The organism is Streptomyces sp. 17_S59 (genome assembly GCF_056930295.1).
The window spans coordinates 1398466-1423283 of the sequence record NZ_JBXOWD010000001.1 but is presented as its reverse complement, the minus strand read 5'-3'; the positions used below and the strand labels follow the sequence as shown (position 1 = coordinate 1423283).

Genomic DNA, 24818 nt, shown 5'->3' with positions numbered 1-24818 from the left:
CGGTGCTGAGGACGGTCAACCGGGTGCTGATCGGGCTGACCGGGGTGCTGCTGCTGGCGCTGGGCGCCGCCGTGCTGATCGCCTCGCTGGACCTCCAGCGGCGCTGGGGCCTCACCCTGCCGTCCGGCCGGCCCTTCGCCGGGCCGCACGACGTCCTGCTCACGGACGCCGGCCGGCGCAGGTGGCGCGGGCGCGGCTGGTGGTGGCCGACGGTCCTCGCCGCGCTGGCGGTCCTGGTGCTGCTGGCCCTGTGGTGGCTGCTCGCCCAGCTGCGGCGGCGCCGGCTGCGGGAGCTGCTGGTCGACAGCGGCGACGGTCAGGTGGTCGTGGTGCGCGGCCGGGCGCTGGAGGATGCGCTCGCCGCCGAGGCGTCGGCGCTGGACGGCGTCGACCACGCCCTGGTCGCCCTGCACGGGCGCCGCACGGCCCCCGAGGCCGGGATCGGCCTGACGCTCGCCCCGCACGCGGCCCCCGCCGAGGCCCTGGACCGGCTCCGCGCCGACGTCCTGCATCAGGCGAGAAGGTCGGCCGGGCTGGAGCGGCTCCCGGCGGAGGTCCGGCTCCGCGCGGTGCGCCACCGCGCCGAGCGCGTCGAGTGAGCCGTCGCGTTCACTCCGCCGCGCCGCGAGGGGTGTCCGAGAGCAGCAGCGCGGTGCCGATCAGGCCGAGGTGGCTGAACGCCTGGGGGTAGTTGCCCAGCTGACGGCCGGTGTCGGGGTCGTACTGCTCGGCCAGCAGCCCCACGTCGTTGCGCAGGCCCAGCAGCTGCTCGAAGAGCTCGCGGGCCTCCTTCGTCCGCCCCGTCAGATGCAGCGCGTCGGCGAGCCAGAACGAGCAGACCAGGAACGTCGCCTCGCCGCCGGGCAGCCCGTCGACCGGCTTGCCGTCCGTGCTGTAGCGGCGGACGAACCCGCCCTGCGTCAGCTCCCGGCGCACCGCGTCGACGGTGCCCACGACGCGCGGGTCGTCGGGCGGCAGGAAGCCGACGCGGGGGATGAGCAGGGTGGCCGCGTCGAGTTCGGGCGAGCCGTAGTGCTGGGTGAAGGCGCCGCGTTCGGCGTCGTAGCCCTCCTCGCACACCTCGCGGTGGACCTCGTCGCGCATGGCCCGCCAGCCGTCGAGGTCGCCGCGCAGGCTGCGGTCGGCCTCCAGGGCGCGGACCGCGCGGTCGGCGGCGACCCAGGACATCACCTTGGAGTGCACGAAGTGGCGGCGCGGCGCGCGCATCTCCCACAGGCCCTGGTCGGGCTCGCGCCAGTGCTGTTCCAGGAACTCCAGGAAGCAGCGCTGGATGTTCCACGCGTGCGGCTCCACGTGCAGGCCGCCCCGGCGGGCGATGTGCAGGGTGTCGATGACCTCGCCGTAGACGTCGAGCTGGAGCTGCTCGACGGCGCCGTTGCCGACGCGGACCGGGTACGACTGCTCGTAGCCCGGCAGCCAGGGCAGCTCCGCCTCGGGCAGCCGGCGCTCGCCCCCCAGCCCGTACATGATCTGGAGGTCGGCCGGGTCGCCGGCCACCGCGCGCAGCAGCCAGTCCCGCCAGGCGGTGGCTTCCTCCTCGTACCCGAGGGAGAGCAGGGCGTCCAGGGTGAGGGCCGAGTCGCGCAGCCAGCAGTAGCGGTAGTCCCAGTTGCGGACGCCGCCGATCTCCTCCGGCAGGGAGGTGGTGGGCGCGGCCACGATGCCGCCGGTGGGGGCGTAGGTGAGGGCCTTGAGGGTGATCAGGGAGCGGACGACCGCCTCCCGGTACGGGCCTCGGTAGCGGCAGCGGCCCGCCCAGGCGCGCCAGTCCGCCAGGCAGTGGCTCAGCGCCTCGTGCGGGTCGACCACCGGGGCCGGGGCTCGTGGGAGGGGTGCCAGGTGAGCACGAACGCCACCTTCTCCCCTGCCCCGACGGTGAACTCGGAGCGGGTGCTGAAGTCCTTCCCGTAGGTGTGCACGGCGGGCTCGCTGCGCAGCCAGACCGAGTCGGGACCGGCGACGGCGACGCGGTGGCCGTCGCTCCGTCTCATCCAGGGGACGATCTCGCCGTAGCCGAAGCGCAGCCGCAGCACGCCCAGCATCTCGACGCTGCCGCTGACGCCCTCGACGATGCGGACGAGGTCGGGGGCGCGGTCGCGCTGCGGCATGAAGTCGGTGACCTTGACGGTCCCGGCCGGGGTCTCCCAGACGGACTCCAGGGCGAGCGAGTCCTCGAGGTAGCCGCGCCGGGTGCAGGCGCCGCCGGTGGCGGGGGCGAGCCGCCAGTGGCCGTTGTCCTCGTCGCCGAGGAGGGCGGCGAAGCAGGCCGCCGAGTCGAAGCGGGGCAGGCAGAGCCAGTCGACCGAGCCGTCGCGGCCGACGAGGGCTGCCGTCTGGAGATCGCCGATGAGCGCGTAGTCCTCGATGAGAGCTGCCACGCGAAGCGACTTCCCAGCCGGTGCGGGGGTTACTCCGGGGGAGCGGCTGTCCGGGCGACGTCGCCGGCCTGCTCCGGGCCGGCCGCAGCGGCATCCTGTGCATCCGATGCCGCCTGTGCGGCGCGGTCGCGGCGCTCGCGGCGGACCAGGATGACCCAGCCGACGGGCACGAACGCGGAGAACAGCCACCACTGCACGGCGTACGCCATGTGGTTGCCGATGCTGCTGTGATCCGGGCCCGGGACGAGCTGGGGCTGGCCCTTCGCCGTGGGGGAGATCAGCTCGATGTAGCCGCCGAGCGCGGGCCGGTGCAGCTCCTTGGCCTGCCGCTCACTGTTGATGATCATGATCATGCGGGGCGGCAGGCCCTTGGTGTCCTTGATGCCGCTGCCCGCGGTCTCGTCGGCGCGCAGCCGCCCGGTGACCGCGATCCTTCCCTTGGGCGCGTCCGGGACCTTGGGGAACTCCAGCTGCCCGGCGTCGGCGGGGATCCAGCCGCGGTTGACGAGCAGCGCCGTGCCGTCGTCGAGGACGAGCGGAGTGATGACCATGAAGCCGGACTTGCCCGACTCGTCGGTCCGGTAGCGGGCGACGACCTCGCCCGCGGTGTCGTACGTACCGGTGGCCGTGACCCGGCGCCAGACGTTCTCCCCCGGGACGTCCCGGCCGGGCGCGGTCAGCTCGGTGACGGGTACGGGCGTGTACCCGAGGCTGTGCGCGATCCGGTCGTTGCGCGCAACCCGTTGCTCGTGGCGGTGGAGCTGCCAGAAGCCCAGTCTGATCATCACCGGGATCAGGACGAGCCCCACGAGCGTGAGGATCACCCACTGCCGGGTCAGCAGGAAGCGGTACACGCATTTGACGGTACCTGGTGGGGTTCGCCCCCCGGTCGGCGGGGCTCCGCCCGGCCGTCAGGCGCCGCCCGCCGCCGGGGTCACATGCGACAGGAGCTGCACGAACGCCGCCTCGTCCACCACGGGCGTGCCGAACGAACGGGCCTTGGCGGTCTTGGACGTGGGGGACTCGGGGTCGTTGGTGACCAGCAGACTGGTGAGCCGGGACACACTCGTCGCGACGTGCAGCCCGGCCTCGACGGCCCGGTCCTCCAGCAGCTCGCGGTCGATGGAGGTGTCCCCGGAGAACGCCACCCGCATGCCCTGCACGAGCTGCCCGCCCGGCCGGTACCGGCCGGGGTTGGGATACGGGCACGCGGGCCGCCTGCGGCTCTGCCGCCAGGTCTGCGGCCGGTAGGACGGCTGGTAGCCGATCCGCGCCGAGCGCACGGCCGCCGACGGCCCGTCGGACCACTCGGTCAGCGGCTGGCACGCCAGCAGCGGCAGCCGCAGCCCTGCCTCGGCTGCCATCCGCAGGCTCGGCCGGAACGCCTCCGCGAGCACCCGGGCGTCGTCCAGCGCGTGGTGGGCGCGCTGCTGCACGACGCCGTAGTGCGCGGCCAGCGACTCCAGCTTGTGGTTGGGCAGCGGCAGCCCCAGCTCCTTGGAGAGCGCGATGGTGCACAGCCGCTGCCGCACGGGGGCGGCGGACTCGGCCCGGGCGTACTCCCGCGCGATCATCGACCAGTCGAAGGCCGCGTTGTGCGCGACGAGCACCCGCCCCTCCAGCCGCTGCGCGAACTCCCCGGCGATCTCCCGGAACAGCGGCGCACCGGAGAGGACTTCGGAGGTGAGCCCGTGGATCCACACCGGACCGGGGTCCCGCTCGGGGTTGACCAGCGTGTACCACTGGTCCTCCACCCGGCCCCGGGCGTCCAGTTGGTAGACCGCGGCCGACACTATCCGGTCGTCCCGGGCGAGCCCGGTGGTCTCCACGTCGACGACCGCGTACCCCTCGGGATACGCGGCCGGCCACGGGCTGGGCGATGCAGCGTCGGTACGGTCTTCGAGCATGGTCCAAGAGCTTACGGGCCACCGCTGACAGTGACCGAAGCGGCCGGTCGGTCCCGGCCCGCACCGCACGGACCCCTGTCACCCGGAAGACGGACACCGCTCCCCGGCGCGGGCCCCGCCGACCGCAGAGGAAGTCAGGAGGAATGGCTGCTCTCCACCCATCGGGGGCATGGTTCACTGCGGACACACACCAGAAGGAGAGTGGACCGTGCCCCATGAGATCGATCCGTCATTCCTCGCGCTGCCCCTCCGCCCACTGGCCGACGCGGCGCTCGCGCGGGCCCGCGCGCTGGGGGCCGAGCACGCGGACTTCCGGTTCGAGCGGGTGCGCAGCGCGTCGTGGAGGCTGCGGGACGCCCGGCCGTCGGGCTCGTCGGACGCCACCGACCTGGGGTATGCGGTCCGGGTTGTGCACGGCGGCACCTGGGGATTCGCCTCCGGTGTGGACCTGACGATGGACGGCGCCGCACGGGTCGCCTCCCAGGCAGTGGCGATGGCCAAGCTGTCCGCCAAGGTGATCGCGGCGGCCGGCTCCGGGGAGCGGGTGGAGCTGGCGGACGAGCCGGTGCACGCGGAGCGGACCTGGGTGTCGTCGTACGGGATCGACCCCTTCGAGGTGCCGGACTCCGACAAGACCGGGCTCCTCGCCGAGTGGAGCGAGCGGCTGCTGGCCGCGGACGGCGTGGCCCACGTGGACGCCTCGCTCGTCACGGTGCACGAGAACAAGTTCTACGCGGACTCCGCGGGCACCACGACCACCCAGCAGCGCGTGCGGCTCCACCCGCAGCTGACGGCGGTGGCCGTGGACGAGAAGACCGGCGGCTTCGACTCCATGCGCACCCTCGCGCCCCCCGTCGGCCGCGGCTGGGAGTACCTGACGGGCGGGCCGGGCGCCTGGCACTGGGACGCCGAACTGGAGGAGATCCCCGCCCTCCTGGCCGAGAAGATGCGCGCCCCGAGCGTGCAGGCGGGCGCGTACGACCTGGTGATCGACCCGTCCAACCTGTGGCTGACGATCCACGAGTCGATCGGCCACGCCACCGAGCTGGACCGGGCGCTCGGCTACGAGGCCGCGTACGCGGGCACGTCCTTCGCGACGCCCGACCTGCTGGGCACGCTCCGCTACGGCGCGGAGATCATGAACGTCACCGGCGACCGGACCGCCGAGCACGGCCTGGCCACGATCGGCTACGACGACGAGGGCGTGGCGGCCCAGTCCTGGGACCTGGTCAAGGACGGCGTCCTGACCGGCTACCAGCTGGACCGGCGGATCGCCCGCCTCACCGGCCAGGACCGCTCCAACGGCTGCGCGTACGCCGACTCGCCCTCCCACGTGCCCGTGCAGCGGATGGCGAACGTCTCGCTGCAGCCCGCGCCGGACGGGCCCTCCACCGAGGAGCTGATCTCCGGGGTGGAGCACGGCATCTATGTGGTGGGGGACCGGTCGTGGTCCATCGATATGCAGCGCTACAACTTCCAGTTCACGGGTCAGAGGGCATACGCAATCCGGAATGGCCGCCTCAGCGGTCAGGTCCGGGACTTTGCGTACCAGGCGACCACGACCGACTTCTGGGGCTCCATGACGGCCCTCGGCGGCCCGCAGACGTACGTCCTGGGCGGCGCCTTCAACTGCGGCAAGGCCCAGCCGGCCCAGGTCGCCGCGGTCTCGCACGGCTGTCCTTCGGCGCTCTTCCAGCAGGTCAACATCCTTAACACCACGCAGGAGGCGGGTCGATGAGCCCCCGTAAGGACAACCGGCCGCACGAGATCGTCGAGCGCGCCCTCGCGCTGTCGCGTGCCGACGGCTGCATCGTGATCGCCTCCGAGGAGTCCACCGCCAACCTCCGCTGGGCCGGCAACGCGCTCACCACCAACGGCGTCACCCGCGGCCGCACCCTCACCGTCGTCGCGACCGTCGACGGCAAGGAGGGCACGGCCTCCGGCTCCGTGACCCGCTCCGCCGTCACCGCGGACGAGCTGGAGCCGCTGGTGCGGGCCGCGGAGGCCGCCGCCCGGGACGCCGGGCCCGCGGAGGACGCCCAGCCGCTGGTGACCGGCGTGCCGCAGTCGCCCGGCTTCACCGATGCGCCCGCCGAGACCTCCTCGGCCGTCTTCGACGGCTTCGCCCCCGCCCTGGGCGAGGCCTTCGCGCGGGCCCGCGCCGAGGGCCGGGAGCTGTACGGCTTCGCCCGCCACGAGACCGTCTCCTCCTACCTCGGCACCTCCACCGGCCTGCGGCTCCGCCACGACCAGCCCACCGGCAGCCTGGAGCTGAACGCCAAGACCCCGGACCGGGCGCGCTCCGCATGGGCGGGCCGGGCCACCCGGGACTTCGCGGACGTGGACCCCCGCGCGCTGGACGCCGAGCTGGCCGAGCGGCTGGCCTGGGCGGGCCGGAAGAAGGTGGAGCTGCCGGCCGGGCGGTACGAGACGCTGCTGCCGCCCACCGCCGTGGCCGACCTGCTCGTCTACCAGCAGTGGTCGGCCTCGGCGCGCGACGCGGCCGAGGGCCGCACGGTCTTCTCCAAGGCCGGCGGGGCCACCCGGGTGGGGGAGAAGCTCTCCCGGTTGCCGCTCACCCTGCGCAGCGACCCGCACGCGCCGGGCCTGGAGTGCGCGCCGTTCGTCCTGACCGGCACCTCGGGCGACGACGTGTCCGTCTTCGACAACGGACTGCCGGTCACCGCCACGGACTGGATCCGCGAGGGCACCCTGGAGAACCTGCTCACCACCCGGCACAGCGCCGGCCTGACGGGCTTCCCCGTCACCCCCTACACCGACAACCTCATCCTGGACGCGGGCGGCACCCGCTCCCTCGCCGAGATGGTCGCCGCCAGCGGCCACGACGGCCCCGCCCTGCTGCTCACCTGCCTCTGGTACATCCGCGAGGTGGACCCGGCGTCGCTGCTGCTCACCGGGCTGACCCGGGACGGCGTCTACCTGGTGGAGCAGGGGGAGGTCGTCGGCGAGGTCAACAACTTCCGCTTCAACGAATCGCCGGTGGACCTGCTGTCCCGGGCCACCGAGGCCGGCCGCACCGAGCCGACGCTGCCGCGCGAGTGGGGCGACTACTTCACCCGTGCGGCCATGCCCGCCCTGCGCATTCCGGACTTCAACATGAGTTCGGTCAGCAAGGGCGTCTGACCGCAGGCCGACCGCCCCCGGCGGAACGTACGCGGGAACGTACGCGGGAACGCACGAGCGGGGGGACTCCGCGAGCAAATAGACTCGGCCTCGTCCTTCATCCGAGAACCACGACCCACAGGAACGTCACGATGACACGCCTCGGCGACTCCGTCGCGCGCGCCAGCGCCTTGCTGGCGCAGGACCTCTCCGCAGAATCGACCGTGCAGCAGCTGCTCACGGAGACGAAGGCGAGGCGCTATCTGGACCTGACGGACCTGTCGGCGAAGGACCAGGCCGAGCTGATCGCCGCCCGCACGGTCGAGGTGCTGCCCGCGGTCAGCAAGCTCGCCGAGCGGATCGAGGCGCGCCGGGCCGAGGGCAAGGGCCTGAGCATCAAGCTGGGCATCGACCCGACGGCCGCCGACGTGCACCTCGGCCACGCCGTGCCGGTGATCATCCTCAGCCGCTTCCAGCGCATGGGCCACGACGTCACCCTGCTGATCGGCGACTTCACCGCCAAGATCGGCGACCCGACGGGCCGCACGGCGGAGCGCCCCCCGCTGACCGACGAGGACATCGCCGCCAACCTCGCGGGCTACCGCGACCAGGTGCGGCCGTTCTTCGACTTCGAGAAGGTCAGCTTCCGGCAGAACAGCGAGTGGCTGGCGCCGTACACCTTCCCGGAGCTGCTCGGCCTGCTCTCGCAGGTGCCGGTCTCCCAGCTGCTCCAGCGCGAGGACTTCCGCAACCGCCTCGCCACGGGCTCCGGCCTGACCATGTCGGAGCTGCTCTACCCGATCGCCCAGGGCCTGGACTCCGTGGCGCTCGACTGCGACGTGGAGCTGGGCGGCGCCGACCAGCTGCTCAACCTCCAGATGGGCCGCAAGCTCATGGAGGTGCACGGCCAGAAGCCGCAGCTGGTCGTCACGATGCCGCTCATCGAGGGCACGGACGGCACCGGCGCCAAGATGTCCAAGTCCAAGGGCAACTACGTCGGCCTCTCCGCTCCCGCCGACGACGTCTTCGGCAAGATCATGTCGGTCCCGGACCGGCTGATGGAGCCCTACCTCAAGGCGTGGACGGAGTGGACGGACCAGGAGATCGCCCAGGTCCTGGCCCGCATCGAGGACAAGTCCCTGCACCCGATGGACCTGAAGAAGGTCCTCGCGGGCGAGGTCGTGGCCGCGCTGTACGGCGTGGAGGCCGCGATGGCCGCCCGCGCGGGCTTCGTCGCGCAGTTCTCGAAGAAGAGCTTCACCGACGTCGAGACGCCGGTGGTGGAGCTGGCGGAGTACGGCGAGGAGCCGGCCACGGCCGTGCTCAGCAAGGTGCTCGGCTTCCAGCCCAGCGCCTCCGCCGCCCGCCGGGTCGCCAAGCAGAACGGCCTGCGGCTGGTCTTCCAGTCCGACGACGGCCAGGACGCCGTGGTGCTGGCCGAGGCCGACGCCATCCGCCCGCTGGGCGAGGTGGCCCGGGAGCTGCTGGCCGGACGCTCGGTGACCGGGGTCTACCTCAAGGCCGGACGCAAGATCGCCGAACTGCGCGGGCTGTAAGGCCGTAACGCTGTGAGGCTGTAAGGGCCCGGGCGGTTCCCCGAGGGGGCCGGTGCGCACGCCGCGCACCGGCCCCCTCTTCGTGTCTTCCCGACTCCTCCGCGACCGCCTCAGGTGGCCCTGCGCCCGCCGCCGCCCCGCACCGCGGGCCACAGCCGGTCCCCGATCGCGACCATGACGACCGCACCGGCCAGTTGCAGGAGGTGACGGATCCAGTCGATGCCCCTGGTGTGCTCCACGCCCAGCCCGCCGGCCGCCCAGTTGCCGAGCGCGGCGCCGATCATGCCCAGGATGATCGTGAGCCACAGCGGGATCTGCTGCTTGCCGGGGATGATCGCCTTGGCGATCAGTCCCAGGACCAGTCCGACGATGATTGCCCAGACCCAGGTCATGCCGCCTCCTCACACGGAGCGATATGGCGTGCCCAGCCATTCTGGGGCCGCGCCCCGTACGGCGCACGTCGGAGCCGTCCGTACGCCGTATGCGCACGTCGGCTGCCCTTTCGCGGAGCCAGGACCGGCCCGACCCGGTCTCGTCGGCGGCAGGGCCGCGGCGTAACGTTGAGTACGTACGAGCCCGAAGGGCGTCGGCATGGCAGTCGGGTGGTGGAACGTGATGCGGAAGCACGGCGACACCGAGGTCTTCCGGATCACCGGAGCACGTCGGGGCCTCGCGGAGGACGTGCGCGGGCGCCAGCGCCGGTACGTCATCTCGATGGGGATCCGCACCCTCTCCGTGGTGCTCACCGTGATTCTGTGGAACGTCGAGCGCTTCGTTGCCATCGGGACCCTCGTCCTGGGCGCACTCCTGCCGTACGTGGCCGTCGTGATCGCCAACGCGGGCCGGGAGAACGCCCCTTCACTGCCCGGTACGTTCGTCCCGGCGCCGACCCGGCCGATGCTGACGACCGGTCCCGCCGGGGGCGCGGCGGAACCCGTCCCGGAAGCCGATCACCCGGGCCGGCCCGATCAGGAGCATGACCACGGCTGATCCTCCGGTTCCGGGGGACCGCCCCGAGGACGGTGTGACAAGCTCAAGAAAACCTCAGATCAATCATGTGGATCGGTGCCCTGCGGCAGGCCCCCCGTGACATACTTCGTAGGCGCTCCGCATCCCCCGTCGGAGCGACAGACCGACGCCGGGCGGCTCCCCCCGTGGCTGCCCGGCGTCGCCGTGTCCGCGGACGGTTTCGTAGAGTCCAGGGCATGAACTCCCCCGAGAACGCCGTGATCTGCTCCGCCAAGGACTGCCGCGCCGCCGCGGTCTGGGTCCTGGCGTGGAACAACCCGAAGCTGCACACGCCTGAGCGCCGCAAGACGTGGCTCGCCTGCGACGAGCACCGCGAGCACCTGTCCAACTTCCTTTCGCTGCGCGGCTTTTTGAAGGACGTGGTGCGCTTGGAGGAGTGGGAGGCGGGGGAGCGCTGAGGGGGGTGTTCTTTCCCCGATCCCGCCCCTTCCCGGCTGTATCGATTTGCGGCTCCGCCGCGTGGGGGGCTCCGCCCCCGGACCCCCAGGGGGGAGGGAGGAGCGGGGGGCTGCGCCCCCGGCCCCCCGGTGGCCCCTCGCGCTACGCGCCGGGGCCGAAACCCGGGGGCCTCCGTCCCCCTGCCCCCTCGCGCTCCGCGCGGGGGCGAAACGCGGGGCTTCGCCTCCCCCGCCCCGTTCCCGGGGCAAATTCAGCCCCTCCGGCGTTTGAGGAGCGGGGGTCCGGGGGCGGAGCCCCCGAGCCTTGCCCCCGCGCGCAGCGCGAGGGGCCACGGGGCCCGGGGCCCGGGGGCTTGCCCCCGGTTTCGGGAAGGGGCGGGATCGGGGAAAGACCCCCCTACCCCCCGATCGCCGACATCGGGCGCCGCGGCTGCAGGAACGACGGGTCGTCCAGCCCCGAGCCCGCCTTCTTGCCCCACATCGCCGTCCGCCACAGCCCCGCGATCACCGCATCCGACGCACCCGCCCGCAGCGCCCCCCGCAGGTCCGACTCCTCCGTCGCGAACAGGCACGTGCGCACCTGCCCGTCCGCCGTCAGCCGCGTCCGGTCGCACGCGCCGCAGAACGGGCGGGTGACCGAGCCGATGACGCCCACGCGCGCGGGGCCGCCGTCGACGAGCCAGCGCTCGGCCGGCGCGGCGCCGCGCTCGTCGGCCCCCTCGGGGGTGAGGTCGAAGCGGGTGCGCAGGCTCGCCAGCACATCCGCCGCGGTGATCATGGATTCGCGCTGCCAGCCGTGCTGCGCATCGAGCGGCATCTGCTCGATGAAGCGCAGCTCATAGCCGTTGGCCACGGCCCAGGCCAGCAGCTCGGGCGCCTCGTCGTCGTTGAGGCCGGGCATCAGCACGGCGTTGACCTTGACCGGGACGAGCCCGGCGGCGCGGGCCGCGGCGAGGCCGTCCAGGACGTCCTGGTGGCGCTTGCGCCGGGTCAGGGCGGCGAAGACCTCGGGGCGCAGGGTGTCGAGGGAGACGTTCACCCGGTCCAGGCCGGCGTCCTTCAGGGCGCGGGCCGTGCGGGCCAGGCCGATGCCGTTGGTGGTCAGCGACAGCCGGGGCCGCGGCGAGAGCGCGGCGCAGCGCTCGACGACGGAGACGAGGCCGGGCCGCAGCAGGGGCTCGCCGCCGGTGAAGCGGACCTCGGTGACGCCGAGGTCGGTGACCGCGATCCGGACCAGGCGGACGATCTCGTCGTCGGTGAGGAGGTCCGGCTTGGCCAGCCACTGGAGGCCCTCTTCGGGCATGCAGTAGGTGCAGCGGAGGTTGCAGCGGTCGGTCAGGGAGACGCGGAGGTCCGTGGCGGTCCGCCCATAGGTGTCGATGAGCACGCTGCGGCCCCTCCCGCCGGACGATGGAACGCTCGTTCGTTCACTCGTCCGCAGCGTACGCGATCCGTGAATGAACGGCGTACGAGCATGCGCGGGAGGGGCCGCAGGGCACGGCGGCGTACGGGGGAGCGGGGCCTCAGTGCGCCCCGTACCCCGTCAGCGAGCGCACCTCCAGCTCCGCGTACTTGCGCTGCTGCTCCGGCGCCGGCCTGGAGAGCAGCGAGCCCGCCCAGCCGAGCACGAAGCCGAGCGGGATGGAGACCAGGCCCGGGTTGCCCAGCGGGAAGTAGTCGAAGCTCATGCCGGGGAAGAGCGCCTTCGGGTTGCCGGAGACGACTGGGGAGAGGATCACCAGCGTGACCGAGGAGACCAGCCCGCCGTAGATCGACCACAGGGCGCCCTGGGTGGTGAAGCGCTTCCAGAAGAGGCTGTAGAGGATCGTCGGGAGGTTGGCCGAGGCGGCCACGGCGAAGGCGAGCGCCACCAGCGCGGCCGCGTTGAGCCGGTGGGCGAAGATGCCCAGCACGATGGAGATCGCACCGATGGCGACGGCGGCGAACTTGGCGGTGAGGATCTCCTCCTTCTCGTCCGTCTTCCCCTTCCGGATGACGTTGGCCCACAGGTCGTGGGCGAAGGAGGCGGACGAGGCCAGGGTGAGGCCCGCGACCACGGCGAGGATGGTCGCGAAGGCGACCGCGGAGATGACGGCCAGCAGGATCGCGCCGCCCGTGGAGCCCGCGCCGCCGCCGACCTCCTCGGCGAGCAGCGGTGCCGCCGTGTTGCCGGACTCGTTGGAGGCGACGATCGCCTTGGGGCCGACCAGGGCCGCGGCCCCGAAGCCCAGCGCGATGGTCATGAGGTAGAAGGCGCCGATGATGCCGATCGCCCAGTTCACCGACTTGCGGGCGGCCTTGGCGGTCGGGACGGTGTAGAAGCGGATCAGGATGTGCGGCAGCCCGGCCGTGCCCAGCACGAGCGCCAGGCCCAGCGAGATGAAGTTGAGCTTGGAGGTGCCGTCCTTGCCGTACTGCAGACCGGGCTCCAGGAACGCCTTGCCCTTGCCGCTGGCCTCGGCGGCGTGGCCGAGGAGGGTGGAGAGGTTCCAGTTGAACTTGTTGAGCACCAGGACGGTGATCAGGAGCGTGCCCGCGATGAGCAGCACCGCCTTGACGATCTGCACCCAGGTGGTGCCCTTCATCCCGCCGATGGTCACGTACAGCACCATCACCAGGCCGACCAGGGCGATGATCCAGCGCCGCGACCCCTCGCCGGTGGCCCCGAGCAGCAGGGCCACGAGGGCGCCCGCGCCGACCATCTGGGCCAGCAGGTAGAAGATCGAGACGACGATGGTCGAGGTGCCCGCGGCGGTGCGGACCGGCCGCTGCTTCAGCCGGTGGGCCAGCACGTCCGCCATGGTGAAGCGGCCGGAGTTGCGCAGCGGCTCGGCCACCAGCAGCAGGGCGACCAGCCAGGCCACCAGGAAGCCGATGGAGTACAGGAAGCCGTCGTAGCCGAAGAGCGAGATGGCCCCGGCGATGCCCAGGAACGACGCGGCGGACATGTAGTCGCCGGAGATGGCCAGGCCGTTCTGGAAGCCGGTGAAGGAGCGCCCGCCTGCGTAGAAGTCGGTGGCGTCCTTGGTCTGCCGGCCCGCCCACACCGTGATGCCGAGGGTCACGGCGACGAAGACGGAGAACAGGGTGATGATCAGGGTGCGGTGCTCGCCCGCGCCCCCGGCGGCGGCCAGCGGCTGCCCGGCGGCGCCGAGGACGGCAGTGGTGGTTCCCGTGCTCATTCCGCCGCCTCCAGACGGGCCTTGAGGGCCTCGGCCTTGGGATCGATCTTCTCCGCGGCGTGCCGCGCGTACCACCAGGCGATCAGGAAGGTGGTGAGGAACTGGGCCAGCCCGAACACGAAGGCGACGTTGATGTTGCCCACCACCGTGGTGTCCATGAACCCGCCGGCGTAGTTGGAGAGCAGTACGTAGAGCAGGTACCAGGCGACGAAGGCGACGGTGAGCGGGAAGGCGAAGGAGCGGTGCGCCCGGCGCAGTTCGGCGAACTCGGGGCTCGCCTGGGTGTCGGTGAAACGTTCGGGCTGGGCGGGGACGGCGGGCCGAGCGGGCTCGCCCGGCTCCTCGACTGTGGTCGGTGGGGTACCCACGGCCTCTTCTGAGTCCACGGTCTCTCCTGACGAGTGAGACGAGTGAGAGGGGAGCGCGAGCCAAGCCCTGTGACTCGGATCACGCATCGTAGAGCGACACCGCAGTATGCGACAGGGGGCGGTTCGGCGTATGTCGCAGCGGTGGCCCGACGGGCCAAAACCGCCCGCGTCCGGCCTCGTTGACCCTGGTGTGAGCACTGTCCCGACGCCGTCACCGGCGTCCCCCGGTCGACGGCCTTTCGGAAGCGTCAGGTTGACGGCGCCCATACCGGCGGTGAGCACGGACCGCCCGCCGGCCGCCCTGCCGAGGGCGGGCCGCTGGTACGGGCCGAGGGTCCCGCTGCCGCCCCTGAGCATCGACACCCTGCGGGAGCCGGGCGTCCCGTCCTGACGCCCGTCGGATCGGCCGACGGACTCTGACGGAGCGTCATCAGGAGCCATCAGCACCGGAACTGCCCAGTCCATCACAGGTTTCTTGAGGAATTCATTGCCCGCGAGCCACTACCGGCGCTAGCTTCACTCGTCATGTACCCGCCCGCGCACATCCGTGCGACAGGGCGGCTTTCCGGATGATGTGGAGAACCCATGGCTCCTCTGCGTTCCAGACGGCGGCACGCCCTGCTGGCGGCCCCGGTCGGACTGGCTCTCACTGCCTCCCTCGGCTTCCTGCCCGGCACGGCCTCGGCCGCCCCGCAGGACGTTCCGGCCGCGAAGGCCGTCACGACGGACGGTCCGCTGCTCTCGTACGTGGTGAACACCGGCACCGACCGCGCCACCCTCGCCAAGGTGAAGAAGGCTGTCGCCCAGGCGGGCGGAACCGTGGTGGTCTCCTACGACCGGATCGGCGTCATCGTCGCCCACTCCAAGAACCCCGACTTCGGCACGACGCTGCGCGCGGTCCCCGGCGTGCAGTCGGCCGGCGCCACCCGCACCGCCCCCATCACCTCGGCCGCCACCACCGACTACGGCAAGCCGGAGAAGCTCAAGCTCACCAAGGACGGCGCCGCGTCCCTCGCCCGCTCGAGCGCCTCCGGCAAGGAGCCGCTGGAGGGCCTCCAGTGGGACATCGGCGCGATCGGCGCCGACAAGGCCGCGAAGGTCAACCCGGGCAGCCGGAAGGTCACCGTCGGCGTCATAGACACCGGCGTGGACGACACCCACCCCGACCTCGCCCCGAACTTCTCCGCGAGCCAGTCCGCGAGCTGCGTCTCCGGCAAGGCCGACACCAGCCCCGGCGCCTGGCGGCCGCACAACCCGGCCAAGGACTACCACGGCACCCACGTCGCGGGCACCATAGCCGCCGCCCGCAACGGCGTCGGCGTGACGGGCGTCGCCCCGGGCGTGAAGGTCTCCGCCATCAAGGTGAGCACCCCGGACGACAACTCGTTCTTCTACGCGGAGAGCGTGGTCTGCGCATTCGTCTTCGCCGCCGACCACGGCATATCGGTGACGAACAACAGCTACTACGTCGACCCGTGGATGTTCAACTGCCCCGACAACGCGGACCAGAAGGCGATAGCCGACGCGGTCGGCCGGGCCGCCAAGTACGCGCAGGACAAGGGCATCGTCAACGTCGCCTCGGCGGGCAACTCCAACTTCGACCTGGCGGCCAAGGAGATCACCGACACCGGCAGCCCGAACGACAGCAAGCCGCTGCCGCGCAAGATCGACCCCGCGAAGTGCCTCGACGTCCCGGCCCAGCTGCCCGGCGTCGTCACCGTCAGCGCCACCGGCCCCACGGGGCAGAAGTCGTTCTACTCCAACTACGGCGTGAACCAGATCGACGTCGCGGCCCCCGGCGGCGACAGCCTCGTCACCCCCGAGCTGCCCGCCAAGGACGGCCGCATCCTATCCACGCTGCCCGGCGGCGACTGGGGCTTCCTCCAGGGCACCTCGATGGCGGGCCCGCACGTGGCCGGCGTGGCGGCGCTGCTGAAGAGCGCGCACCCCAAGTCCAGCCCGCAGGAGATCCAGTGGCTCCTCAAGGCCCAGGCGAAGAACCCGGGCTGCCCGGCGGCCGGGTACGACCCGGACGGCACCGGTAAGTGGAAGGCCACCTGCACCGGCACCAAGCACGTCAACGGCTTCTACGGCTTCGGCATCGTCGACGCCCTGGCGGCGGTCCAGGACTGACCGCCGGGGGAGGGGCCGGGCCGCAGCGGTCCGGCCCCTCCCGCCGCGCGGTGGCACTCCAGCACCCCGTACGCCAGCAGGCACTGCGCCGCGATGTAGGTGAGCATCACCCAGAACTGCGGGGAGGGCGCCTGCGGCCACCGCGCGAGGCCGGTCGCGAGGAGCGTGTCCGACAGCATGAACAGCACCCCGCCCGCCGCCGTCCACGACCGGGCCCGGGTGGCGCCGAGCGCCATCGCCGTCAGCAGCAGGCTGTAGAGCGCGACCGGCAGCCGCAGCCCCGCCTCCAGGCCGGGCCACAGCAGCGCGACCGTGCCGAGCCAGGCGGCGGCGTAGGCCCCCGCGAGCCGGTACGTACGCGCCCCGCCCGAGGTGCCGTACCGGGCGAACAGCACCAGGTAGCACACGTGCCCGGCCGCGAACGACGCCATGCCGAGCCGGAAGGGCACGCCGCCGTCGAACTGCAGCAGCACATCGCCGCCGCACCCGAACAGCAGCGCCGCGGCGAGCAGCCGCGGCCCGCCGCACGCGAGCACGTACGCGGCCACGAGCGGCATCAGGGCCGGCTTGGTGGCGTGGGCGACGGCGGAGCCGCCCGCGGGGAGCGCAGCCAGGTGCACGGCCGCCACGGCGGCGAATACCGCCGCCGCGGCCCGGTCCGCGCGGACCCGCCTCACGCGACCCGCTCGGGCACCGCGGCGGCCCCGGGCGTGGGGGACGCCGGCGCCGGACCCGTGCCGGCCGGTTGCCAGCCCGGCCCCCGGAAGACCCGGCCGGCCCGCTCCCGCCAGCTGCTCGCCGCCTTGAGGTCACGGGCGATGGCCGCGTACTCGTGGGTGGCCACCCGCAGCGGGTTGTAGGTGCCGATGTTCTTGGTCAGCCCGTAGACGGGCCGCTCCCGCTCCGGCACGAACGAGCCGAACAGCCGGTCCCAGACGATCAGGATCCCGCCGAAGTTGCGGTCCAGGTAGCCGCCCTGGGAGGCGTGGTGGACGCGGTGGTGGGAGGGCGTGTTCAGCACGTACTCGAAGGGTCGGGGGAGCCGGCCGACCCGCTCGGTGTGCACCCAGAACTGGTAGACGAGGCTGACCGACGAGCAGAACGCCACGGCCGCCGGGTGCACCCCGAGCGCCACCATCGGCACATAGAACGGCCAGACCGTGAGCGTCGTCCACGGCTGCCGCAGCGCGGTGGTCAGGTTGAACTTCCGGCTGGAGTGGTGCACCACGTGGCAGGCCCACAGGATCCGCACCATGTGGTGGCTCCGGTGCGACCAGTAGTAGAAGAAGTCCTGCGCCAGGAGCATCAGCGGCAGCGTCCACCACACCACGGGCACGTGCAGCGGCGTCAGTTCGTAAATGGCCGTATAAATCGCGACGATCGGGACTTTCCACAGGGCGTCGAAGGCCAGACTGCCCAGCCCCATGGTGATGCTGGTCGCCGCGTCCTTGGTCTCGTAGCCCTCGGAGTGGTCGTCGGGATGCAGCCGGTAGCTCACCAACTCCAGCGCGGTGAGCAGGACGAAGGCGGGCACGGACCACAGCACGACATCGGGAAGGTGCGGCATGGCGGCACCATAAGCGCGCCGACTGGCCTGCGGCTAGGGGTTGTTACCGCCGGGTACCCGGAATCGGTTACCCGGGGTATCCGGGTCTCGGGGCCGCCTTGGCGTCCTCGCTGGTCAGACCGGCTGTCAGGTCGTGTAATATTCCTTTCGCGCCGCTAGCTCAGTTGGCTAGAGCGGCTGACTCTTAATCAGCAGGTCCGGGGTTCGAGTCCCTGGTGGCGCACAGAGGCACAGACCCCCATCGCTCATGCGGTGGGGGTCTTGTCGTTTTTCGCCCGCTATGCCCCCGCTATACCCCCTCTGTTCTCCCGCTGCACTCCTACCGCTCTCCCGCAGCCCGGTGGGCATCGTTCTGTAGACATCCCACAGCGACCGCTCGCCGCACCTGTCGCAGGTCGATTCCCTCTTTGGTGACCTCTACCGATACGTTCGGTGTAGTCCAGCACGATCTATGGATACGCAAACGGAAGGGTGATCCTTTGAGCCGCTCGGTTCTCGTCACCGGAGGAAACCGGGGCATCGGCCTCGCCATTGCGCGCGCCTTCGCCGAGGCGGGCGACAAGGTCGCCATCACCTACCGCTCGGGCGAGCCCCCGGCCGACCTCCTTGAGCTGGGGTGCCTGGCCGTGAGGTGCGACGTCACGGACCCCGAGCAGGTCGAGCAGGCGTACAAGGAGATCGAGGAGAAGCAGGGCGCGGTCGAGGTGCTGGTGGCCAACGCCGGCATCACCCGCGACCAGCTGCTGCTGCGCATGTCCGAGGACGACTTCGCCTCGGTGCTGGAGACCAACCTCACCGGCACGTTCCGGGTCGTCAAGCGCGCCTCCAAGGGCATGCTGCGGGCCCGCAAGGGCCGCGTCGTCATGATCTCTTCCGTCGTCGGCCTGATGGGCTCCGCGGGCCAGGCGAACTACGCCGCCTCCAAGGCCGGCCTCGTCGGCTTCGCCCGCTCGCTCGCCCGGGAGCTGGGCTCCCGCAACATCACCGTCAACGTCGTCGCGCCCGGCTTCGTGGACACCGACATGACCCGTGTGCTCACCGACGAGCAGCGCGCGGGCATCGTCGGCAACGTCCCGCTGGGCCGTTACGCACAGCCCGAGGAAATCGCCGCCTCGGTCCGCTTCCTCGCCTCCGAGGACGCCGCATACATCACCGGAGCCGTCATTCCCGTCGACGGCGGATTGGGCATGGGTCACTGATCACCATGAGTGGAATCCTCGCAGGCAAGCGCATCCTCGTCACCGGTGTCCTCACGGAGGCCTCGATCGCCTTCCAGGCCGCCAAGGTCGCCCAGAACGAGGGCGCCGAGGTCATCCTGACCGGCTTCGGCCGGCTCTCCCTCGTCGAGCGCATCGCCAAGCGGCTGCCCAAGCCGGCGCCGGTCATCGAGCTGGACGTCACCAACCAGGAGCACCTCGACGGCCTCGCCGACAAGGTGCGCGAGCACCTGGGCGAGGACGCCCGCCTCGACGGCATCGTGCACTCGATCGCCTTCGGCCCGCAGGGCGCCTTCAACTTCCTCGAGGGCACCTGGGAGGACGTCTCCACGGCCGTCCAGGTCTCGGCGTACTCCTACAAGTCGCTGGCCATGGCCCTCCTGCCGCTGATGGGCGAGGGCGCCTCGATCGTGGGCCTGACCTTCGACGCCCAGATCGCCTGGCCGAAGTACGACTGGATGGGCGTGGCCAAGGCCGCCCTGGAGTCGACCAACCGCTACCTGGCCCGCGACCTGGGCCCCAAGGGCATCCGCTGCAACCTGGTCTCGGCCGGCCCGATCAAGTCGATGGCCGCCAAGTCCATCCCGGGCTTCGAGGAGCTGGCGGACGTGTGGAACCACCGCGCCCCCATCGGCTGGGACCTGGCCGACCCGGAGCCGGCCGGCCGCGGCGTCGTCGGCATGCTGTCGGACTTCTTCCCGCGCACCACGGGCGAGATCGTCCACGTCGACGGCGGCGTGCACATGATGGGTGCCTGAGGCCCCACGCCGACGGCACCCGGCTGCCGTAACGTATCCGCGCCTGCCCGCCCCGGAGAGCCCTCCGGGGCGGGCAGCGTGCTTTCCCGGGTCGTGCGCCGGGCGCCCTGCCCGCACACTGGTGGACGGGGGACGGGCGAGGAGGGAGGTATGGGTGATGCACTCCCGAATACGCGGCCGGACACCCGGCCGGATGCGCCGCCGGACACCCGGCCGGACATGCCCCCGCACCCGCCCGCGGTCGCGTACCCGGGCCCGCCCGCGGATACGCCCGCAGGCCCGCCGCACGGCCACGCTCCTCCTGCTCACCGCGGCCGCCCTGGCCACCGCGACCTCCCCGGCCCCCGCCCCGGACCCGGCCCGCGAGGCAGAGTGCCACATCCGGATCCGCGGCTCCCACGCCACCGCCGAGTGCTTCAACGGCAACGCCACCACCGACCGCGTCCAGCTGCACGTCCGGTGCGCCCGCTGGTGGGACCCCGGCATGGACACCGCCACCGTCTCCGTAGGGCCCGCCCGGCACGTCTCGCTCGCCCAGCGCTGCTGGCTCGGCATCCGCGAGGCATGGGTGAGCCACGCGGCGGGCTGACGCCCGGGAGCCCGCGGGGGCTGGCTGCCCGGGTGCCGGTGGCGCGCCGCGGGGTGGGAGACTGTCCCGCATGGAGCCCGTACTCGACCCGAACCCCAAGAACGGCCAGAAGGCCCTGCTGACGATCCTCGGCGTGATGCTCGGCATCACCCTCGTGATCGCCGTCATCGCCACGATCGCCTCGCCCTGAGGCCCTGAACGCCCTGAACGCCCTGGCCCCCTAGGGGATGGTGGGGACAGCCCCACCATCCCCTAGGGGGCCAGGCTCAGGGGCAAGTGGGTGGGTTGCCGGATGGGGGCAGGACGCCGCATTCCATAGGTTCGCAGTACACCGCGACGACGCAGTGCACCGAACCACTCGGAGGCGATCGCCATGTCCGCCGGAAGGCAGGCCCTTACCCCCGTCGGCGCCCGGACCGCGCTGCGGGAGCTGCCGAGCACCCGGTCGCAGAACCGGCTGTCGTGGTGGGCCCTGATACTTCCGGCCGTCGCCTTCGCGACCCTCTTCTCCCTGCTCGCCTCGCCCGCGTCGGCGGACTCCGGCGGTGCCTCGCACGGCGGCTCGCTCGCGCGCGTGCTGGAGCTGGTGCACGCCTCCGCCCGGCACTGGGCGCCGTGAGTGCTCGTCCCCGCCGCCGTGCCACCCTGCGGGGGCAAGCCTGTCAACACCCCGCGCCTCGCCATGGGTTTCGTGCGAAGCTGGACGGCATGAGCTCCGAACCGACCCGCAGGCTTGTCATCCTCCGGCATGCCAAGGCCGAATGGTCCGACGAAGACGACCACGACCGCCCGCTCGCCGACCGCGGCCGCAAGGACGCCCCCGTCGCCGGCCGCTGGCTCGCCGGTTCCGGCGTCACCCCCGGCCTGGCCCTCTGCTCGACTGCGGCCCGCACCCGCGAGACCTGGAAGCTGGCCGTCTCCGAGCTGCCGGAGCGCCCGCGGACGGTCTACGAGGAGCGGCTGTACGAAGCCTCGCTCGGCGAGCTGATCGCGCTGCTCAACGAGGTCTCCGACGAGGTGGACGACCTGGTGGTCATCGGGCACAACCCCGGCATGCACGCCCTGGCGGACGCCCTCGCGGGAGAGGCCGAGGGCGATCTGCTGGCCCGGATGAACCGTTCCGGCTTCCCCACGTCGGCGATCGCGGTGCTCACCTTCACCGGCTCCTGGAAGGCCGTCGAGCACGGCGTGGGCAGGCTGGTGGCCTTCTGGACCCCGCACGCCTAGGGAGTGCCGGGCGGGCGGGGCGCGGGACGGCCTGCGCCCCCGGCTGTGGGGGAATCCCCCGTATCACTCGTGGGTGTTGGCCGCCTCGACCTCTTCGCGGGTCACGCCCAGCAGATACAGCACGGTGTCCAGGAACGGGACGTTCACCGCGGTGTGCGCCGCCTCCCGCACCACCGGCTTGGCGTTGAACGCCACGCCCAGACCGGCGGCGTTGAGCATGTCCAGGTCGTTGGCGCCGTCCCCGACCGCCACCGTCTGGGCCAGCGGCACCCCTGCCTCGGCCGCGAACCGGCGCAGCAGCCGGGCCTTGCCCGCCCGGTCCACGATCTCCCCGGTGACCCGGCCGGTCAGCTTGCCGTCCACGATCTCCAGGGTGTTGGCGGAGGCGAAGTCCAGCCCCAGCCGCTCCCGCAGATCGTCGGTGACCTGGGTGAAGCCGCCGGAGACCACGCCGACCTGGAAGCCCAGCTTCTTCAGGGTCTTGATCAGCGTGCGGGCGCCCGGCGTGAGCCGCACCTCCGCCCGCACCTTCTCCACGACCGACGCGTCGAGCCCCGCCAGCAGCGCCACCCGGGCGTGCAGCGACTGCTCGAAGTCCAGCTCGCCGCGCATCGCCTGCGCCGTCACCTCGGCCACTTCGGCCTCACAGCCCGCGTGCGCCGCGAACAGCTCGATGACCTCGTCCTGAATGAGCGTCGAGTCCACGTCCATCACGACCAGCCGCTGCGCCCGCCGCTGGAGACCGGCCGCCACGACCGCCACGTCCACGCCCAGCGCCGCCGACTCGGTGGCCAGCGCGGTGCGCAGCTTCTCCGTCTCCGCGCCGGAGACCGCGAACTCCACGGCGGTCACGGGGTACTTGGCGAGCCGGAAGATGCGGTCGATGTTGCCGCCGGTGTCGGTGATGCAGGCCGCGATGGCCGCCGTCGACTCCGCGGTCAGCGGGTGGCCGAGCACGGTGACGTGGGAACGGCCCGTACCGCGCGGCAGGTTGTCGCCCCGGCCCGAGATGATCTCGGTCTGGAGGTGCATCGAGTCGGCCCAGCTGTGCACGGTCGCCCGCAGCGAGCCCTCCGTCACGCCGGCGCCTACGGGGGCGGTGACCAGGGCGCACAGGGTGATCCGGCCCCGTGTGACGATCTGCTCGATGTCTATGACGTCGACGGCGTAGGCGGCGAGGGTGTCGAAGAGCCCGGCGGTGATGCCCGGCCGGTCCTTCCCGAAGATCTTCACGAGGAGGGTGGGGACGTCGTCGCCGACGGGGGCGGCGGTGGCAGGCGGGGTCTGCGATGCGCTCATGGTGCTTCTACGTTATCGGGCGCGCGACGGGGACCGCACATGTGTGCCGGTGGGGGGCGCCTGCGGCGGGCTCATTCCCCAATCCCGCCCCTTCCCGAAACTGGGGCTGCGCCCCAGACCCCGGGACCGCGCTGCGCGCGACCGCGCGGCGGAGCCGCAAATCGAGCACAGCCGGGAAGGGGCGGGATTGGGGAAAGAACACCCCCTACCCCCGCCCCCGCGGCGGAGGCGGCGGCCGGTCGTCCGGGGGCGGCACCGGCGTGGAGCCGTAGCGGTAGCCGGAGGAGCGGCGGGGGCGGTACGGCGGCGGAGCCGGATAGCCCGTCTGCGTGGGCGCCGTGAACGGGCTCTGCCCCGGCGGCCGCAGATACGGGTTCGTGTCGTCCCGCGAGGGACGGTAGCCCGCGGACGGGTTGTACGGCCCGGGCCCGTACGCCTGCTCCGGGTACGGCCGGGACGCCGCATGCGGCGCCGCCCGCCGCCCCGCCGCCCCCACCGCGTACGCCAGCAGCCCCCCGGCCGCCCCCGCGCCGAACCCCCACGCCGCCCCCAGCCCCGCCGCCAGCGGCACGCTGCCGCCCAGCTCCAGCCCGGCCCCCACCGCGTCGATGCCCAGCACCGAGAGGCTCGCATCGGCCTTGATGCGGGTGGCGAGCACCAGCAGCGGCAGGGCCACGGCCGTGGCCACGCCCAGTGACAGCCCGCACCGCCGGGCGAAGGCGAGGGCCCCCTCCTCGCCCCGGGGCGTGCGGGCCCCCGTCAGCACCCCGGCCGTCAGCATCAGCAGGGCGCAGCCCAGCGGCAGCAGCCACACCAGTGGCTCCAGCCCGGCCAGCCGGCCCACGGTGATCGCCTGGTCCGTCCCGCCGCGCAGCAGGTCCGGCAGCGGATCGGGCAGCACCTGGAGCAGCGAGCCGGTGGCCGTGCCCCGCAACGGCACGAACAACCCCAGCGGCACCCCCAGCCACACCCCGTTGGGCGCCCCGAGCAGCGCCCCGCCGAGCACCCGGCCGGGATGGCCGTCACCCGTGGCCGCACCGGCCGCCGTGGCCAGACCCGCCACGACCGCCAGCACCAGCACCGCGCACAGCGCCGAGGCCGCCGGGCGCACGCTCCGGTGCGCCGCCTCCCAGCCCCGCGGCACCGGGGCCCGGCGGGCGGCCAACAGTGTGATCAGCAGGACCGCGAGCACCCAGACCAGCCCGCCGAGCAGCGAGGGCCCGGTCCGCACCGAGAAGCCGACGGCGGCCTTGGCGTTCGCGAGGCCCGCCAGCCGGTCCGGCAGCCCGCCCCCGATGTCGCCGATGTCCCCGAGGCCCGGAATCTCCACTCCCGGCCCCTTGCTCCCGGAGGACGAGCCGGAGCCGAGCCCCAGCCCGCTCCCGTCCAGGGTGACCGAGGACGAGCCCGCCCAGGCCAGCCCGCCGAGGAGCAGCAGGAAGAGGAGGACGACCGCCCCCGCCCGGGCGGCCAGCTCCGCCCCGCCCACGACCGGCCCCGCCCGCCGCAGCGACCGGGCGAAGACCCAGCCCAGCAGCAGCGCGCCCAGCAAGCTCACGCCCAGTGGCGCGATGTCGACGGTGGTGTGCGCCCCCGCGCCCGTCAGCCCGAATGCTTCGACCGACCCCGAGGGGGTGATCGAGCCGCCGACGGCGAGCACGACCACCGCCGCGGTCATCGGCCCGAGCCGGCCGGCCGCATCCGCGCCCAGCAGGTGCAGCCCCGCCGCCGCGATCCCCGCCATGGCGAGGAAGGCCCAGCTCACCGCGGCTATCGCGGCGAGCAGCAGATCCGCGGCACGCCCCGCGCGCCGACCGCTGGTCAAGCTCATCACGGCCCCCCGGTCCCCACCAGTCGCCCGGATGCTGATGATCCGTGCGGTTCCGCCGCATCCATCGCATCCGTGGGCGGTTACTACTGTCGGGGCGTGTTTCGCATCGGTCAACGGCACCTGTTACCAGGCCGGTACACGGTGGGGGAGGTCCCGACTTCCGGTTGGGGGACTGTGCCTGAAATAGTTCCTCCCGATGTTCGCCATCCCTAGACTCCCCCGTGCAGGGGGCTCA

General features: G+C 72.6%; 23 protein-coding genes, 1 tRNA gene and 1 pseudogene. 14 read left to right on the top strand and 11 right to left on the bottom strand.

Annotated elements, in window-relative coordinates; all coding sequences use genetic code 11:
• The first annotated feature begins 2 nt into the window (after positions 1-2).
• Positions 3-599 carry an alkaline shock response membrane anchor protein AmaP gene (gene amaP / locus AC1Z4A_RS06090; RefSeq protein ID WP_483676803.1) on the top strand — a complete coding sequence of 199 codons (597 nt, stop codon included), beginning with the start codon at positions 3-5 and terminating at the stop codon, positions 597-599.
• Between the two features lie 10 nt (positions 600-609).
• Here amaP and AC1Z4A_RS06085 read toward each other — a convergent pair.
• The 3 genes and pseudogenes from AC1Z4A_RS06085 to AC1Z4A_RS06075 form a co-directional block, all read right to left on the bottom strand.
• Positions 610-2399 (bottom strand): annotated as a pseudogene (locus tag AC1Z4A_RS06085) (glycoside hydrolase family 15 protein).
• A gap of 29 nt (positions 2400-2428) precedes the next feature.
• Positions 2429-3253: an SURF1 family cytochrome oxidase biogenesis protein gene (locus tag AC1Z4A_RS06080; RefSeq protein ID WP_483676802.1), complete on the bottom strand. Its 825-nt coding sequence runs from the start codon at positions 3251-3253 to the stop codon at positions 2429-2431.
• Positions 3254-3310: 57 nt separating this feature from the next.
• Positions 3311-4306, bottom strand: coding sequence for a DEDDh family exonuclease (locus AC1Z4A_RS06075; protein ID WP_483676801.1), 996 nt, complete (start codon positions 4304-4306; stop codon positions 3311-3313).
• Positions 4307-4514: 208 nt separating this feature from the next.
• Between AC1Z4A_RS06075 and AC1Z4A_RS06070 the strand changes: the two genes are divergently transcribed.
• From AC1Z4A_RS06070 to tyrS, 3 genes are all read left to right on the top strand, one after another.
• Complete coding sequence (locus tag AC1Z4A_RS06070; protein WP_483676800.1) at positions 4515-6044, top strand: TldD/PmbA family protein; 1530 nt, start codon at positions 4515-4517, stop codon at positions 6042-6044.
• A complete protein-coding gene (locus tag AC1Z4A_RS06065) occupies positions 6041-7450 on the top strand; it encodes a metallopeptidase TldD-related protein (protein WP_483676799.1) in 1410 nt (469 codons plus the stop codon). The genes AC1Z4A_RS06070 and AC1Z4A_RS06065 overlap by 4 nt, the downstream gene beginning before the upstream one ends.
• A gap of 131 nt (positions 7451-7581) precedes the next feature.
• Entirely contained in the window at positions 7582-8985 is a 1404-nt protein-coding gene (gene tyrS, locus AC1Z4A_RS06060; protein WP_483676798.1) for a tyrosine--tRNA ligase, read from the top strand.
• Positions 8986-9095: 110 nt separating this feature from the next.
• On the opposite strand, the gene AC1Z4A_RS06055 is transcribed toward tyrS, so the two are convergent.
• Positions 9096-9377 carry a GlsB/YeaQ/YmgE family stress response membrane protein gene (locus AC1Z4A_RS06055; protein WP_483676797.1) on the bottom strand — a complete coding sequence of 94 codons (282 nt, stop codon included), beginning with the start codon at positions 9375-9377 and terminating at the stop codon, positions 9096-9098.
• A gap of 199 nt (positions 9378-9576) precedes the next feature.
• On the opposite strand from AC1Z4A_RS06055, the gene AC1Z4A_RS06050 reads away from it, so the two are divergent.
• Positions 9577-9975, top strand: coding sequence for a DUF3099 domain-containing protein (locus AC1Z4A_RS06050; RefSeq protein ID WP_483676796.1), 399 nt, complete (start codon positions 9577-9579; stop codon positions 9973-9975).
• Positions 9976-10190: 215 nt separating this feature from the next.
• Positions 10191-10412, top strand: coding sequence for a hypothetical protein (locus AC1Z4A_RS06045; RefSeq protein WP_483676795.1), 222 nt, complete (start codon positions 10191-10193; stop codon positions 10410-10412).
• A 397-nt stretch (positions 10413-10809) separates the two neighbouring features.
• Here the strand turns inward: AC1Z4A_RS06045 and moaA are convergent, their stop codons facing one another.
• From moaA to AC1Z4A_RS06030, 3 genes are all read right to left on the bottom strand, one after another.
• Positions 10810-11799, bottom strand: a complete 990-nt coding sequence (moaA, locus tag AC1Z4A_RS06040) for a GTP 3',8-cyclase MoaA (RefSeq protein ID WP_483676794.1) — start codon at positions 11797-11799, stop codon at positions 10810-10812.
• A 136-nt stretch (positions 11800-11935) separates the two neighbouring features.
• The gene (locus AC1Z4A_RS06035) at positions 11936-13594 is read right to left on the bottom strand and encodes a solute symporter family protein (RefSeq protein WP_483676793.1); all 1659 of its coding nucleotides are present in this window, start codon (positions 13592-13594) and stop codon (positions 11936-11938) included.
• Entirely contained in the window at positions 13591-13980 is a 390-nt protein-coding gene (locus tag AC1Z4A_RS06030; RefSeq protein WP_483676792.1) for a DUF485 domain-containing protein, read from the bottom strand. Before AC1Z4A_RS06030 ends, AC1Z4A_RS06035 begins: the two co-directional genes overlap by 4 nt.
• A gap of 567 nt (positions 13981-14547) precedes the next feature.
• On the opposite strand from AC1Z4A_RS06030, the gene AC1Z4A_RS06025 reads away from it, so the two are divergent.
• Positions 14548-16095 (top strand): S8 family peptidase, encoded by a 1548-nt coding sequence (locus AC1Z4A_RS06025; RefSeq protein ID WP_483676791.1) that lies wholly within the window; start codon positions 14548-14550, stop codon positions 16093-16095.
• Here AC1Z4A_RS06025 and AC1Z4A_RS06020 read toward each other — a convergent pair.
• The gene (locus AC1Z4A_RS06020) at positions 16050-16772 is read right to left on the bottom strand and encodes a lysoplasmalogenase (protein ID WP_483676790.1); all 723 of its coding nucleotides are present in this window, start codon (positions 16770-16772) and stop codon (positions 16050-16052) included. The two genes, AC1Z4A_RS06025 and AC1Z4A_RS06020, sit on opposite strands and share 46 nt — an antisense overlap.
• On the bottom strand, positions 16769-17662 hold the full coding sequence (locus AC1Z4A_RS06015; protein WP_483676789.1) for a sterol desaturase family protein: 894 nt from the start codon (positions 17660-17662) through the stop codon (positions 16769-16771). The genes AC1Z4A_RS06020 and AC1Z4A_RS06015 overlap by 4 nt, the downstream gene beginning before the upstream one ends.
• A 149-nt stretch (positions 17663-17811) precedes the next feature.
• Here AC1Z4A_RS06015 and AC1Z4A_RS06010 point away from each other — a divergent pair.
• The 7 genes from AC1Z4A_RS06010 to AC1Z4A_RS05980 all read left to right on the top strand — a co-directional run bounded on the left by AC1Z4A_RS06010 (position 17812) and on the right by AC1Z4A_RS05980 (position 21453).
• Positions 17812-17885 (top strand) — tRNA-Lys (locus AC1Z4A_RS06010).
• A 256-nt stretch (positions 17886-18141) separates the two neighbouring features.
• Positions 18142-18861, top strand: a complete 720-nt coding sequence (gene fabG, locus AC1Z4A_RS06005; RefSeq protein ID WP_483676788.1) for a 3-oxoacyl-[acyl-carrier-protein] reductase — start codon at positions 18142-18144, stop codon at positions 18859-18861.
• A 5-nt stretch (positions 18862-18866) separates the two neighbouring features.
• Positions 18867-19637 (top strand): enoyl-ACP reductase FabI, encoded by a 771-nt coding sequence (fabI, locus tag AC1Z4A_RS06000; RefSeq protein ID WP_483676787.1) that lies wholly within the window; start codon positions 18867-18869, stop codon positions 19635-19637.
• 157 nt (positions 19638-19794) lie between these two features.
• A complete protein-coding gene (locus AC1Z4A_RS05995) occupies positions 19795-20226 on the top strand; it encodes a hypothetical protein (protein ID WP_483676786.1) in 432 nt (143 codons plus the stop codon).
• A gap of 70 nt (positions 20227-20296) precedes the next feature.
• Complete coding sequence (locus AC1Z4A_RS05990) at positions 20297-20416, top strand: SGM_5486 family transporter-associated protein (protein WP_483676785.1); 120 nt, start codon at positions 20297-20299, stop codon at positions 20414-20416.
• A 183-nt stretch (positions 20417-20599) separates the two neighbouring features.
• Complete coding sequence (locus tag AC1Z4A_RS05985; protein WP_483676784.1) at positions 20600-20845, top strand: hypothetical protein; 246 nt, start codon at positions 20600-20602, stop codon at positions 20843-20845.
• A gap of 89 nt (positions 20846-20934) precedes the next feature.
• Complete coding sequence (locus tag AC1Z4A_RS05980; RefSeq protein ID WP_483676783.1) at positions 20935-21453, top strand: SixA phosphatase family protein; 519 nt, start codon at positions 20935-20937, stop codon at positions 21451-21453.
• A 63-nt stretch (positions 21454-21516) separates the two neighbouring features.
• On the opposite strand, the gene serB is transcribed toward AC1Z4A_RS05980, so the two are convergent.
• Both serB and AC1Z4A_RS05970 read right to left on the bottom strand, forming a co-directional pair.
• Complete coding sequence (gene serB, locus AC1Z4A_RS05975; protein WP_483676782.1) at positions 21517-22752, bottom strand: phosphoserine phosphatase SerB; 1236 nt, start codon at positions 22750-22752, stop codon at positions 21517-21519.
• Positions 22753-22957: 205 nt separating this feature from the next.
• The gene (locus AC1Z4A_RS05970; protein WP_483676781.1) at positions 22958-24583 is read right to left on the bottom strand and encodes a streptophobe family protein; all 1626 of its coding nucleotides are present in this window, start codon (positions 24581-24583) and stop codon (positions 22958-22960) included.
• Positions 24584-24818 lie beyond the last annotated feature (235 nt).